Here is a 14,998-nt window from a genome sequence, read left to right on the forward strand (position 1 = left end):
TTATCAAAGCCTTTTGCTAACTGTCATTTATATTGTTCGCATTAAAATTTTAACAGCATTTTTATTTGTCCTATAACCAATAGTAATAAGTCCTCTTACAATTTATGGCTAATGAATCGATAGAAAAGACTAGATTTTTCGACAATCATTAACTAATATAACTGTGGGCGACGTTCTGTATAGTTATCGTAAAAAATGTCTATTTAACAACTATTTAGTGGTTTTTTCTTAGTTTTTAGAGTTCTTTACTAAATATTATTGTCTCAAGCGCGGTTACTTACTATCCATAATTAGGTTATCGTAAGTGACGCAACCTCTCTTATTGTCACTCTTTTTAGGGTAAACAAAGTGCTTGAATACAGAGCGTCAGATATTCAAGATAAACAAGTGCACTGTTATTAAGTTATTGTATGCTTAGCTTTAAATGCTAGACATGACAACATAACAAATGATGCTTAAATGAATGGCATTAGATATCACTGATTGAGTAACTGGCATTTAAGGGCGTAGATTCTCCCGTTGCCAAGGGCTGCTACTTACTATCTTTTGATACACGGACCACATGTCAAGACATCAGCTAATGACCAGGAGGGTCAAGGGTTTTACTTTCTCTTAAAGTATGATGTCTATCGAGCATTGCGCTATTTGCCAATTCGAACACACGAATATCCACTATCAGCCCGTTCTGCTTACGGGTACCAACTTATACTCCGCATTGGAAATGTAAGTTGCCCGTCTACTTAAAAGGACAAGCTATGTCAATGATTTCCTCACAAACACACCTGGCCACGCCAGATGATTTTTCTGATAATTGCGGTTTTGGCCTAATTGCCCATATTGAGGGTGAAGCGAGCCATGATTTGGTAAAAACTGCCATTCATAGTTTAAGTTGTATGACACATCGCGGCGGTGTTGCTGCTGACGGTAGAACTGGTGATGGTTGTGGCTTACTATTAGCCACGCCTACTGATTTCTTTAAACAGATTGCTGACGAGCAGCAATTTGCCATTACGGACAACTTTGCTGTCGGTATGGTGTTCGTGAATTTAGATAGCGATAAAGCCAAGCATAGCCAACAAGTATTAAGCGATGAGATTACAGCCCAAGGGCTAGAAGTGGCTGGCTGGCGTGATGTACCACTCGACTTGAGTATTGTTGGTGAGATTGGTCGTGAGACATTACCAGACTTTAAGCAAGTGTTCGTTAATGCGCCAGATGATCTAGCTGCTGATGACTTCAACCGTAAGCTGTTTGTTGCACGCAAAAAAGCAGAGCAGCGTTTGACGGATGATGAGCTATTCTATGTCTGTTCATTGAGTTGTCAGACCATTATTTATAAAGGCTTGGTAATGCCTTCAGATTTGCCAGCGTTTTTCTTGGATTTGCAAGATGAGCGTTTGGCATCACATATCGTAGTATTCCATCAGCGTTTTTCAACCAATACGTTACCGCGCTGGCCACTGGCACAGCCATTCCGTTATCTTGCGCACAATGGTGAGTTAAATACCATTACAGGTAACCGCAACTGGTCTAAAGCCCGTACGCCAAAGCTAAAATCAGACAAGCTGCCTAACTTGAATGAGCTGACACCACTTGTAAATAGTACCGGTTCAGATTCATCAAGCTTAGACAACATGCTTGAAGTGCTTATGTCTGGTGGTATGAACCTATTCCATGCAATGTCTATTTTGGTACCGCCAGCGTGGCAGAATGTTGATAGCATGGATATGGATCTACGTGCGTTTTATGAGTTTTACTCACAGCATATGGAAGCGTGGGACGGTCCAGCAGGGCTAGTCATTCAAGATGGACGCTATGCGGTCTGTATGCTCGATAGAAACGGCCTGCGACCGTCACGTTGGGTAACCACTAAGAACGGCTATATCACTGTTGCATCAGAAGTGGGCGTTTGGGATTATGAGCCACAAGACGTATTGGCAAAAGGTCGTGTTGGACCTGGTCAAATGCTGGTCATTGATACGTTAACAGGTCAAATTTTAGATACGACGGCTATTGCAACTTTACTAAAAACGGCGCATCCATATCGCAAATGGTTGCGTGAAGAAGCGACGCGTGTTCGTGATGATGAGCGTCTAGAAGAGACATTGGCAACGCAAGCGTGCCGCGGTGATAAGCTCAAAGCGCTACAAAAAATGTATCACATCACCAATGAAGAGCGCACAGAAATCATTCGCCCTAATGCTGAAAATGGTCAAGAACCAGTCGGCTCAATGGGTGACGATACACCAATGGCTGTACTCTCGCAGCAAATTCGCCATGTCGGTGACTTTTTCCGTCAGCAGTTTGCACAGGTGACTAATCCGCCAATCGATCCATTACGTGAATCAATCGTGATGTCGTTGCAGACTTGTCTAGGTGCTGAGACTAATGTGTTTGCGCCATCAGCAAGAGATGCTCACCGTATTATTTTGTCATCACCAGTCTTGTCAGCCAGCAAGATGCAGCAGCTTGAAACCTTGGATGATCCAGCATTCAAGATGGCTCGTATCGATCTGAACTATGACCGTACTTTAGAGTTATCTGATGCTATCGTTGCTATTTGCGAAGAAGTGGCAGATAAAATCCGTTCGGGCAATACCTTGATCGTACTGTCTGATAAAGAGATCGATGCAGAAAAAGTACCTGCCAATGCCATCATGGTCACAGGAGCCGTGCACCATTACCTGATTGCAGAAGGTATCCGTACCGATGCTAACTTGGTGATTGAGACAGGTCTTGCGCGCGATTCGCATCAAGTGGCTGTATTGATCGGGTTTGGTGCAACTTGTGTGTATCCGTATCTGGCATATGATGTGATCGATGATTTGGTGGCTACTGGTGAGTTGCTTGGTGACCCAATTCAAGCCCGCGTTAATTTCCGCAAAGGCTTGGATAAAGGTTTGCTAAAAATCTTATCAAAAATGGGTATCTCTACCATTGTGTCGTATCGCGGTGCACAGCTGTTTGAAGCAGTTGGTCTGTCTGAAGAAGTCGTGAGCCTATGTTTTAAAGGTGTACAAAGCCGTATCAAAGGCGCTACCTTTGCAGATCTTGCCGCTGACCAAGCGCAACTGGCTGCCAACGCATTTAAGCGTCGTGCGCCACTAGATCAGGGCGGTTTGCTCAAATTTGTCTTCAATAAAGAGTACCATGCCTTTAACCCTGACGTGATCAACAGCCTGCATACGGCAGTACGTACGGGCAATTATGAGAATTATCAGAATTATGCCAATCTAGTCAATAGCCGCCCAGTGGCGACCTTACGTGACTTGTTGCAACTAAAGACTGACAACAGTATCGATGTCGATGATGTTGAAGATATCTCTGAGATTTTGACGCGTTTTGACTCAGCAGGCATGTCGTTAGGCGCGCTGTCTCCTGAGGCGCATGAATCGATTGCGATGGCGATGAATACTATCGGTGGACGTTCAAACTCTGGTGAGGGCGGTGAAGATCCTGCGCGTTATGGCACGTTGCGTAACTCAAAGATCAAGCAAGTGGCCTCTGGTCGTTTCGGCGTGACACCTGCATATCTGCGCTCAGCAGAAGTGATGCAGATTAAGGTCGCTCAAGGCGCAAAACCGGGCGAGGGTGGTCAGCTACCTGGTGGTAAAGTGAATGCGCTGATTGCGCGCTTGCGTTATTCGGTGCCAGGCGTGACCTTGATTTCACCGCCGCCGCATCATGATATTTACTCTATCGAAGATTTGGCGCAGCTGATTTTTGATTTGAAGCAAGTCAATCCAGACGCATTGGTATCCGTTAAATTGGTTTCACGTCCAGGTGTTGGTACGATCGCGACAGGCGTTGCAAAAGCCTATGCCGATTTGATTACGATCTCAGGTTATGATGGTGGTACAGCAGCATCTCCGCTATCGTCTATCCATCATGCAGGCTCGCCATGGGAGCTAGGTCTGGCTGAAACCCATCAGTCTCTACGAGTGAATGGATTACGTGATAAGGTACGTGTTCAGACCGATGGTGGTTTAAAAACAGGATTGGATGTCGTCAAGGCTGCCATTCTTGGTGCAGAGAGCTTTGGCTTTGGTACTACGCCGATGATTGCGGTTGGTTGTAAGTACCTTCGTATCTGTCATTTAAATAATTGTCCAACAGGGGTTGCTACCCAAAAAGCCAAGCTACGCGATGAGCATTTCATTGGCGAAGCAGAAATGCTGATTAATTTCTTTAAATTTGTGGCGACTGAAACACGTGAATGGTTAGCAGCGCTAGGTGTTCGTAGTATGGAAGAGCTGGTCGGTCGTACTGACTTGCTAGATATCTTAGAAGGTAATACGGACAAGCAGCGTCATCTTGATTTAACGCCATTGCTATTTAGTCACCCAGCCAGTGTGGGCAAAGCCCAAACGTGTCAGGTGGAGCGTAACGAGCCGTTTGATAAAGGCTTGCTCGCTGAGCAGATGATTCGCGATATGCTCGTCAATATTCGCCAAGGCTCAGGCGGCGATTATAGCTATTTCGTTGGCAACTGTGACCGCTCTATTGGTGCTCGTATCTCTGGTGAGATTGCGCAAGTATGGGGCAACCTTGGCATGAGCGATATGCCGATCAAGCTTCGTCTGACAGGTACTGCAGGGCAAAGTTTAGGCGTGTGGAATGCTGGCGGCTTAAATATCGAGCTTGAAGGCGATGCCAATGACTATGTGGGTAAAGGTATGGCGGGTGGTGAGATTGTCATTTATCCACCGAAAGACTCAAACTTTGTAGCACAAGAAACGGCCATCATCGGTAATACCTGCCTATATGGTGCAACGGGCGGTAAGTTATATGCTGCTGGGACCGCAGGTGAGCGTTTTGGCGTTCGTAACTCTGGCGCGCATGCAGTCATCGAGGGTACAGGAGACCATTGCTGTGAATATATGACTGGTGGCATCGTCACGATTCTTGGCCGTACTGGACTCAACTTCGGTGCTGGTATGACGGGTGGTTTTGCTTATGTACTCGATATGGAAGGCGACTTCTTTGACCGTTGCAACCATGAGCTAATCGATCTAAACCGTATTTCAAGCGAGCAAACAGAAGAGCATCGCATTCATTTGCAACAAGTTATTGAAGCTCATGTAGATAAAACAGGCAGTGCATGGGGTCAGACAATTCTGAACGACTTTGAGCACTATGTTCGTAAGTTCTATTTGGTTAAGCCAAAAGCGGCGAACATTGCAAGCCTTCTTAAAACTACCATGGCCGACCCACAATAGCCGATACGTAACTGCCTATCGTATCAATGGAATGCATTGATGGATTGTATTGATGGATCGGCAGTCGCTTTAATCAGGTTAGCCAGCGTTCCGTTTTTAGAGACGTTTTAACTCACAGGTTTTCAGCAGGTACGTGACAGCAGTGATATATGTCTTAAATTTTAGACAAACCAAACATCGCTGACTGTCACCACCCACTGCAAAAGAGCCTTATATAAAAGAGATAGCACCATGGCAAAACGCTTAGAAAATAACTTCCAGTTTTTAGATGTACCAAGATTTGATCCAACCAAAAAAGACATTGCAACGCGTTCAACAGAGTTTGTTGAAATTTATAAACCTTTCGAAAACGAAGCTGTTGCCCAGCAAGCGCATCGTTGTCTTGAGTGTGGTAACCCGTACTGCGAGTGGAAATGCCCAGTACACAATTATATTCCTAACTGGCTAAAGTTGGCGACAGAAGGACAGATATTCCAAGCGGCTGAATTATGCCATCGCACCAATACCTTGCCTGAAGTATGCGGACGAGTTTGCCCACAAGATCGCCTATGTGAAGGCGCTTGTACCTTGAATGACGGTTTTGGCGCAGTCACTATCGGTAACGTCGAGAAATATATCAACGATACCGCGTTTGCACTTGGCTGGCGCCCAGATATGTCTGAAGTCGTTTGGACAGACAAAAAAGTTGCTATCATTGGCGCAGGACCAGCAGGTCTTGGCTGCGCAGATATCTTGGTCAGAAATGGTGTCAAGCCTGTCGTCTTTGACAAACGTCCTGAAATTGGTGGCTTATTAACTTTTGGTATTCCTGAGTTCAAAATGGAAAAAGACGTCATGCGTAACCGCCGTGTCATCTTTGAAGACATGGGTATGGAATTTCGCTTAGAGACAGAGATCGGTACAGACGTCACCATTGATGAGCTATTGGCTGAGTATGACGCGGTCTTTATGGGTATGGGTACATACACCTATATGCGTGGCGGCTTCGCTGGTGAAGAGTTGACAGGCGTCTACGATGCGCTAGATTACCTGATTGCCAACGTCAACCGTTGTAATGACTGGGAAAAAGATGCCGAAGAGTACATCGACCTTAAAGGCAAAAGAGTTGTCGTACTAGGAGGTGGTGACACAGCGATGGACTGTAACCGTACCAGTATTCGTCAAGGTGCTGAAAAAGTCGTCTGTGCTTATCGCCGTGATGAAGAAAATATGCCTGGCTCACGCCGCGAAGTAGTCAATGCTCGTGAGGAAGGGGTTGAGTTTTTATTCAACCGCCAGCCTACTGAAATCATTGGCTTAAACGGCAAAGTCAATGGGGTAAAAGTAGTCACGACGCACTTGGGTGCGCCAGATAACCGCGGACGTCAGCGTCCTGAGCCGATTCCTAATTCTGAAGAGATTATCCCATGTGATGCAGTCATTATGGCATTTGGCTTTAGACCAAGTCCTGCTGATTGGTTCGAGTCGCAGCAAGTGGCAATGGACAGCTCTGGTCGAGTGTTGGCTGCAGAAAAACAAACCTTTAAATTCCAAACGCAGAATCCCAAAATTTTTGCAGGTGGTGATATGGTACGTGGCTCTGATTTGGTCGTGACGGCTATTTGGGAAGGCCGCGAAGCAGCAGAAGGTATACTAGACTTTTTAGAAGTATAATTACCTCGATTTAGATTCCACGATTTATTAGTGGTTTGTGATGTAAACGTCTTTTGTCTTTTATCAGACAAAAGACGTTTTTTTTGAGTGATGCTTGGTAAATCGAGGCTCGACTGCTAGCATGTTTTTGCGTACCCTATATGCTTTATCGTTTACCTCATTTATCCACTAAAACTCGTTTATTCACTAAAAAGAGTAGCCTTGCGTGAAATCAACCCTTTACCAGCTTATTACTGCTCCATTTACTGAGCCTTATGTTCGCTATCAACATGCCGACGTCTTGCACGCCATTCGCTTAGGAACGGCTGTCATACTGGCGCTACTGGCCAATAAACTCACCAACCTGCCGCATGGTGAGTGGACCACCATTACGGTTTTTATTATCTTGGGATTATTGCAGTATCAAGGCGCTATCTATACCAAAGCCAAAGAGCGTGTCTTGGGTACTCTATTAGGCATAGGTACGGCCCTTGGGGTGCTGTGGTTCATTCAAAATGCAGGTGCATGGCCATGGATCGATTATGCACTTATCGGTATATTAAGCGGCATCATTGGCTATTTAGCCGTCAGAAAGCTCGGATATACAGGGCTGCTAACGGGTATCACTATGTTGATGATTGTCTCTGACTTGGGTCACAACAGCATCGGTCAAGATGGCATCTACCGCGCGCTAAATATCTTACTGGGGACAGGCGTTTCGGTAGCAGTGACGCTGATTTTGCCGCTTAAATCAACGTTGATGTGGCGATTCTTATTGAGTAGTAATCTTGATGCTTGTAGTAGCCTCTACGCTGGCGTAGGTCATCATATTGAGGCGACGGATGGAGTGGTGGACGACTCTGTTCAAAAGCTAAACCCAGTGGCTTTTCCTGTCAAGGAAGTACCCGTTGATAGAGCGTTGGTCACAGCGTTACAGCAGATCAATAAACGCTTGCTAGCCGTGCGCCCCCATATCGCGGCGACAGCCAGTGAGTCAGGAATCGAAAAAGAAACATTAGAAACGATTCAGCGTACTCATCGTAATATCATTGGGACGATTGATTTACTACTAAGTGCGGCACCGCGCTTGGCAAATATCGACATTGATGAAGAAAACCATATTTTATTGGTACATTATCAGCATGAGCTAACCCAAGCGATGCAGCACATGGCAGCGGTATTACGTAGTCCAAGTGACGAAGTATTCCGGCCCATTACTCGAATCGCCGTCTCAGAGTATCCAAGCGTACAGCACCTGGCGTTTGAGTGGCAGGGCTATTTTTGGTTGACCCAAACCTTGCAGACTCAATTGCAGCAGCTGAGTGATTTACTGCAAACATCGAAACCGCATTGGTTTGCTGCATCTGGTCTGGGCTATCAGCGCCGCGAGCAGCGCCGGATGAAAGAGCAGGGCGGCGAGACGGATTTACATTTATGACATACAAAAAAACGCTGACCATTTAGGATCAGCGTTTTTATTTTAAAAGACTACGTTATTTTCAAGTGCTACATCAAAACTATTAACGACCCGTCTTTAGTTTGTCCCAATACTGCTGATACACTTGCAACGCCTCATCGCCCACATCTTCTTGGAACTCAGCTTTTGCCAGTACTTCTTTAGAAGGGTAAATCGTTGGGTTGTTTCGAACGCTCTCATCCATTAGCTCACGCGCTGCTATGTTTGGTGATGCGTAGCCGATCTCTTCGCTGACAACTTTTGCATTTTCAGGACGTAATAAATAATCAATAAACTTATGTGCTGCATCAACTTGCTTAGCATTTTTTGGAATGACAAAATTGTCCATCCATAAGATAGCGCCTTCGGTTGGATACTTATAAACCAAGCTAGTCAAACCTTCGTCATTGGCCATGACTGCTTCACCATTCCATGTCATACCAAGCGAAGTCTCACCTTCAATATACGGCATACGTGTCGCATCAGAGTTAAAAGTTTTGACGTTTGGCATCAACGTGGTGAGCTTATCGTAAGCGGCTTCGATTTCGTCAGGATTGCTACTATTACCTGAGTAGCCAAGAGTCAGCAGTGCCATACCGAATACTTCACGCACGTCATTGGTCAGCATCACCTGACCCTTATACTTAGGGTCCCAAAGGTCATTCCAGCTATTGACAGTTTTCGGATCGACACTGTCACCGTTAATGGCTAGACCAGTGCTGCCCCACATATAAGGGATAGAGTATTTGTTATCAGGATCAACTTTGGTATTGGTAAATGAGGTATCAAGGTTTTTAAAATTGCTCAATTTAGACTTGTCTAGCTCTTGTAGCAGTCCTTCTTTCGCCATTTTTTCGACGTAATAAGTCGATGGAATCGCTAAGTCATACTGACTAGAGTCATCGAGTAGTTTGAGCTTGGCATACATCGCTTCGTTAGAGTCAAATGTGGTGTAATTAACTGAGATGCCAGTTTCTTCTTCAAAACCATCTAAAATCTCTTGCGGCATATATTCTGACCAGTTGTAAAGGTTCAGCGTCTCATTGCTCGCCGCAGCACTGCCATCCGCTGCATTATCAGAGTTGCTACAGCTGGCAAGCACCAAGCCGACAGCCATTGCTAATAATGCTTTTGGCACTATACGACCGACACTAGCCGAGGTGTGAGTAGTGGGATGGAACGACGATAAATGGGTCAAAATATCTCTCCTAAATAAAGATAATGCAAATCAGAAAAATTCAATAAAAAAGCCAAAAACATACAAGCCTGACATGGCCAATAAAACTATTATGGTCATTAGTTTATACAATTTAAAGGGTTGTTATTAAGGTAATGCTTAACAATACTAATAAAAATAGTCAGTTGGGCTAATGAGATGGGTAGTAAACTAACTTAGTGACAGCTAATTTTGAGTAGAGTTGCTAGCGATCTGCTAAAGTCGAATCGAAAAAAGATAGCATATAACCATGCTATGATTGGCGCAGGCCGAAGTATGACGAACATCATCTAAGTAAGTATAAGCCTTCGGCTCTAAGACACCAACCATACCATAATAATAAAGGATACAGCACAATGACCGAAAGTACCTCAACTCAAAACGCCTTGAATAAAAGCCACTCAGTTATACCGGCATTGCTTACGGATAAAGTTGCCATAGTCACTGGTGCCAGTCGTGGGCTTGGTGCACAGATTGCACAGCAAATGGCAGCAGCAGGCGCTATCGTTTGCGTCAACTACCTCAATAGTAAAGAGGCTGCTGAGGCAGTAGTGGCTGATATCATCGCGACAGGTGGACAAGCATTTGCTTATCAGGCGGATGTGACCGATCTTGAGCAAGTACAAGCCATGGCAGCTGAAGTCATCACTCGTCATGGTCGTATCGATATATTGGTCAATAATGCCTTGCCAAGTTATCAGTTCAATCCAAGCGCTGCGTACACTAGTATTGAAACAGTAAGGTGGTCGCACTTTTCGCAACAAATGGACGGTATCGTCAAGGGCGCAGTCAATACAGTGCAAGCAGTGTTGCCGCAAATGAAAGCGCAGCAAGTAGGTAAAATTATTAACATCTCAACCAATCTTGTCTACAACCCAGTGGTTACCTATTATGATTACACCACGGCTAAATCAGCATTGATTGGACTGACCCGCAACCTAGCGAGCGAGCTTGGACAGTATGGTATTCGGGTTAATTTGCTAGCAGGTGGCTTATTAAAAACCACCGACGCAAGCAGCTTAACCACTGAAGAGGTATTTGACTATATCGCGACTACGACGCCGCTGCGCCAAGCGACTTCGGTAGCTGACTTTGCCAATTCAGTATTGCTCATGGCATCTGATTTGAGCATGGCTATTACTGGACAATCTATCGCTGTCGATGGTGGCTTAACCATGCCTTAATTGAGGCCTTAACTGACGCCTTACGTTCTATTAGATTTGTAGAAAGAATGAAATGAATACTCGACAAGGTATTGGAATTATCACCGCTACAGTTTCCAGTTGAAACGTTTATATAAAATTAGTCCATAACAAAAAGCCCTTACTAGTCGGTTAGTAAGGGCTTTTTTAATTGAACGTTAATTAAATAAACATTAATGGCTTTATGTGCCTGAACAGTCTTACGACTTCATTGCTAACTGATTAAGCACGGTTTGAATACCATACTCTTCAATCGTCCCAGTGACAAAGTCAGCGCGTTCTATTAAAGCTGGCTGCGCATCTCCCATGGCTACAGCAAATCCAACCAAGTCGAACATTTCTAAGTCATTCATACCATCACCAAATGCCATACACTCGCTTGCATCTACCGCATAGTACTCGCATACATCTTTGATGCCGCGAGCTTTTGATGCCTCTGCTGGCAATATATCGGCACCAATCTGATGCCAATGTACCAGCTTTAAATCATACTGGGCAAAGTCGATGTCTTGCATCTTTTCTTGCTGATTATTAAAAAATACCGAGCACTGATAGACGGTATTTGTTTTGTAGTACTCAGGATCAAAGATCGAGTTGGGCGTGACCGCATTGAACTCGCGTAAACGTTCATTTTCACCTGACCAAGCGATATGAGTGGCAGAGTCAAACTTATGAATCAAATCACTCTGCTGGCATAGGCGTACGATTTTATCTGTCTGTTCAGCAGTTAATGGGTAGTGGCTGATTCGGCCGCTTTTATCAAAACTATATTGTCCATTCATACAAATAATGGCGTCCAATATATCTGCATCAAGCAACGCTAAAATGTCTTCAGGCAATATGGCTTTAGAGCGGCCAGTCGAAATCACTAGTTTAATATCGGTATCTGCAAGCTGCTCAAGCGTCGCTTTATTGTGTTCAGCGATAATGCCGTTACGGCTCAAGGTATCATCGATGTCAAAAAAGATGATTTTTGGGGTCGAAATCTTAGTAGTCATACTTTCTTTGGCAATCTTATCTTCGATAAACATGATAATCCTATTATTTTTAGTCGTGTAGATACAATGATTCAGATACTACTACAACATACCCAATCAGATAAATACCTATCGAGTAACCTATGATGCTGCAAGCATGCTTATTGAAACAGTATTTGGATGTAGCCTGTAGAACCGCTCATTGCTTGTCCAGAGGATTAACAAAAATGCTAAACGATATGATTAACTTAACCGTGTCTATGTATTATAAAGTTATATTCAATTATCAAAAACAATCTACCAAATAAGATGGACTCTCGTTATTAATGCATCAGCTACCTAAAGGAATAAGTATGAAATTCTTTACCTTAAAATCGATTACAGTTTTTGCAACATTAGCTTTATCTACCAATGCTTTTGCAATGGATGTTAAATTTAATGATGCTGTTTGGGATGGCAAAAAAATACCTGAGGGGCAGCAATGTCTAAACTATGGTGGCAAAAGTCCAGCCACGCCTAGCATGACTGTCTCAAACATTCCGGCAGGCGCGGAAAGCTTGGTATTCGTCTATAACGATGTAAGCAACAAACGTATGCAGCATGGTGGCCATGGCATTGTGGAGTTCGCACTACCAGAGGGTGCTACGAGCGCAGAAGTGCCAAGAGTGTTTGGTCATACTTACGAAGTACCAGTAGATATTGAGATGGTCGCAGAATACCGTAACCGTAAAGGTGAGGCGGGCGGTGCATATAAGCCGCCTTGCTCTGGCGGCAAGAACCATCTGTATACGGTAGATGTACAAGCATGGCAAGGCGACTCGGTACTTGCTGAAACAACAGTTGAGATGGGACGGTATTGATACGTTAGCTACTCAATCAATATGCAACAGTTAGTATGCAACAAAGCCGTCTATACAAAACTGTTTATACATAGCATAGACGGCTTTTTATTGAGGGTAGGTTATGTTTCATATACCTATAAACGGGCTAGCTTAATAGACATTAAAGACCCTGATAAATGCTTGTAGAATTTAGTCTATAAGTAAACATGACTTAGTCATATAAGTGCGTTGAGGCAGGGCTATAGGAGAATATAGATTAGGCTTGTTAATTATTGGAATAATGCCAAGATACTGAACGTGACAACTTTGTAGTATAATTTTACTACTATGAATATTGGTATGCTATATCATTGAAACTTCTATGTTATAAATCTAAAAAAATCATAGCAAATGATAAAAAACGTTATTAATTATACTTTATCTTAAAGTGTATCTTGATTTGAATGAATTTTTTATAAATAAGGTTTCTTATGAACATAACGACAAGCCAATCCTCAGAAGATAGAAAAAGGCATGGCGAGCATATTCTTATCCACATGACATATATCGCCAAAAATGTCGATCTAGATTCTGGGATTGAGCTGACTCGCGCACTTGAGTACTGGCGCAGATATTTTGAAGAAAACGATATCGTTTCAGCTTTAGTCATTAGTGAAGGTTATTTCGTTCAAAGTTTTCAAGGGACAAGGCCTGCTATCAATACTGCCTTGGAAAAGATACTTGACGAGCATTCAACTATTGTCCCTAATATTGTGAATATAGAGGAAATCGAAACGCGTCAATGGAAAGGGTTTTTAGTTAAACATCTAACCTCAAGCGTTGAAGATGAAGAGCATGCCCTAAAGAACTTTTCAGCAGGCTCTGACTACAATCCTTATTTAATGAAAAGCTCTCAGATTGAAAGCTTCTTGAAGGCGGTTTTTGAAAATGCTGAATCTAATTAATTTTAAATGAATAGCATTTATTTCTTAAATATTTGCCTCTTAGAGTTGTTAGTAGTCACTTGTCCTAGCTTTCAGAAAAAAGCCGTCCATACGTTTGTATAGGTGGCTTTTTGTTGAAAGTAAGTTAGCAGTATCGGTACAGGATGTTTTCTTAGCAACTGGATAAAATATTGGCGGATGTTCATAGGTGACTATTCATACCTGACTCTTGCAGGATTTAACTACTAAAAATGACCTAGTGATACCTGTTTTTGTCATGTTATTTTAAAGTATGGATGATAAGAAGCTGGTCAATTCGCAAGAGTTTTATTGATTATACTTTATGATAGAGTGTATATTAATTTATATACCTACTATATAAATGGATTTTCTTATGCAAATAACGACAAGTCAATCTTCAGAAAATAGGAAAAGACATGGCGAGCATCTGCTGATTAGCCTAACGTATATCGGTAAAAATATTGAAATGAAAACAGGTATAGAGTTGACTCGTGCTCTTGAACAGTGGCGAAGATACTTTGAGGAAAGTGGGTTAGTTGCAGCGCTTGTGATCAATGACGGTTACTTTGTTCAAAATATTCAAGGCTCAAGACCGGCGGTCAACGCTGCTCTAGCGAAGATAATTGATGAGCATTTCAAGATTGTTCCTAATGTTGTCAAGGTGGAAGAAATAGAAGCGCTTCGGTGGGATGGGTTGGTAACCAAGCACCTGACGGAAAGTGCCGAAGATGAGGAGTATGCCTTAAAAAGTTTCTCAGCAGGGTTTGATTTCAATCCTTACCTAATGAAAAGTACTCAGATTGAAAATTTTCTAACAGCGATATTTGAAGGTGCTGAATCCGATAGGTTTTAAGTGAGTAACATTTACATATCATAAGAGTCATCTATTTTAATTGGCATAAAAAAGCCGCCTATAAAGTATCTTTTGATTTAGATAATTTTTTATAAATAAGGTTTCTTATGCGTATCACTACCAGCCAACCTTTAGAAGATAGAAAAAGACATGGTGAGCATATTACTCTCAGCCTAACGTATATTGGCAGAAATAGTGACAGTAATAATGGAATAGGATTGGCTCGTCTGCTTGAGCAATGGCGAAGGAATAATGAAAAAAGTGGTGTAACCTCAGCGCTTGTCGTGAATGACAATTACTTTATTCAAAATATTGAAGGTCCAAGACCTCTTATCAATGAAATACTAGTAAAATTAATCAGTGAGTACTCTTACCTAGTACCCCATCTCAGTGACATTGAGGAAATAGAGGAACGTAGGTGGGATGGGTTTTTAATAAAATATTTAACATCAAGTGCAGAAGACGAAGCATATGCCCTAAAAAGCGTTTCAGCAGGTGCTGACTTTAATCCGTATCTAATGAAAAGCACTCAGATTACAAGCTTCCTGAGAACGATCTTTAAGGATACCGAATTCAATAAAGCTTAAATAAATTCTATATTTTGATTAACGTAAAAAAGCCGCCTATACATTGTGTATGGGCGGCTTTTTAATAGGA

10 protein-coding genes are annotated in these 14,998 nt (G+C 42.9%); 8 read left to right on the forward strand and 2 right to left on the reverse strand.

Going from position 1 to position 14,998, the window contains the following annotated elements; translation table 11 throughout:
- The first annotated feature begins 755 nt into the window (after nt 1-755).
- The 3 genes from gltB (at nt 756) to CXF69_RS05010 (ending at nt 8,289) form a co-directional block, all read left to right on the forward strand.
- The gene (gene gltB, locus CXF69_RS05000) at nt 756-5,219 is read left to right on the forward strand and encodes a glutamate synthase large subunit (RefSeq protein ID WP_101206079.1); all 4,464 of its coding nucleotides are present in this window, start codon (nt 756-758) and stop codon (nt 5,217-5,219) included.
- 231 nt (nt 5,220-5,450) lie between these two features.
- The gene (locus CXF69_RS05005) at nt 5,451-6,872 is read left to right on the forward strand and encodes a glutamate synthase subunit beta (RefSeq protein ID WP_058024467.1); all 1,422 of its coding nucleotides are present in this window, start codon (nt 5,451-5,453) and stop codon (nt 6,870-6,872) included.
- Nucleotides 6,873-7,077: 205 nt separating this feature from the next.
- Nucleotides 7,078-8,289, forward strand: a complete 1,212-nt coding sequence (locus CXF69_RS05010; protein ID WP_101206078.1) for an FUSC family protein — start codon at nt 7,078-7,080, stop codon at nt 8,287-8,289.
- A gap of 82 nt (nt 8,290-8,371) precedes the next feature.
- Here CXF69_RS05010 and CXF69_RS05015 read toward each other — a convergent pair whose 3' ends face one another.
- A complete protein-coding gene (locus tag CXF69_RS05015; protein ID WP_101206077.1) occupies nt 8,372-9,505 on the reverse strand; it encodes an ABC transporter substrate-binding protein in 1,134 nt (377 codons plus the stop codon).
- 374 nt (nt 9,506-9,879) lie between these two features.
- Here CXF69_RS05015 and CXF69_RS05020 point away from each other — a divergent pair, with 374 nt between their 5' ends.
- The gene (locus tag CXF69_RS05020; protein WP_101206076.1) at nt 9,880-10,707 is read left to right on the forward strand and encodes a 3-oxoacyl-ACP reductase; all 828 of its coding nucleotides are present in this window, start codon (nt 9,880-9,882) and stop codon (nt 10,705-10,707) included.
- 218 nt (nt 10,708-10,925) lie between these two features.
- On the opposite strand, the gene CXF69_RS05025 is transcribed toward CXF69_RS05020, so the two are convergent.
- Entirely contained in the window at nt 10,926-11,756 is an 831-nt protein-coding gene (locus tag CXF69_RS05025; RefSeq protein ID WP_101206075.1) for a Cof-type HAD-IIB family hydrolase, read from the reverse strand.
- A gap of 299 nt (nt 11,757-12,055) precedes the next feature.
- Here CXF69_RS05025 and CXF69_RS05030 point away from each other — a divergent pair, with 299 nt between their 5' ends.
- From CXF69_RS05030 to CXF69_RS05045, 4 genes are all read left to right on the forward strand, one after another.
- A complete protein-coding gene (locus tag CXF69_RS05030; protein ID WP_101206074.1) occupies nt 12,056-12,562 on the forward strand; it encodes a hypothetical protein in 507 nt (168 codons plus the stop codon).
- A gap of 452 nt (nt 12,563-13,014) precedes the next feature.
- Nucleotides 13,015-13,488, forward strand: coding sequence for a BLUF domain-containing protein (locus tag CXF69_RS05035; protein WP_101206073.1), 474 nt, complete (start codon nt 13,015-13,017; stop codon nt 13,486-13,488).
- 373 nt (nt 13,489-13,861) lie between these two features.
- Nucleotides 13,862-14,341 carry a BLUF domain-containing protein gene (locus CXF69_RS05040; protein ID WP_101206072.1) on the forward strand — a complete coding sequence of 160 codons (480 nt, stop codon included), beginning with the start codon at nt 13,862-13,864 and terminating at the stop codon, nt 14,339-14,341.
- Nucleotides 14,342-14,448: 107 nt separating this feature from the next.
- Nucleotides 14,449-14,928, forward strand: a complete 480-nt coding sequence (locus CXF69_RS05045) for a BLUF domain-containing protein (protein ID WP_101206071.1) — start codon at nt 14,449-14,451, stop codon at nt 14,926-14,928.
- The last annotated feature ends 70 nt before the right edge of the window (nt 14,929-14,998 follow it).

Origin of the sequence: Psychrobacter sp. Choline-02u-9, assembly GCF_002836505.1 — a bacterium.
Lineage (GTDB): Bacteria > Pseudomonadota > Gammaproteobacteria > Pseudomonadales > Moraxellaceae > Psychrobacter.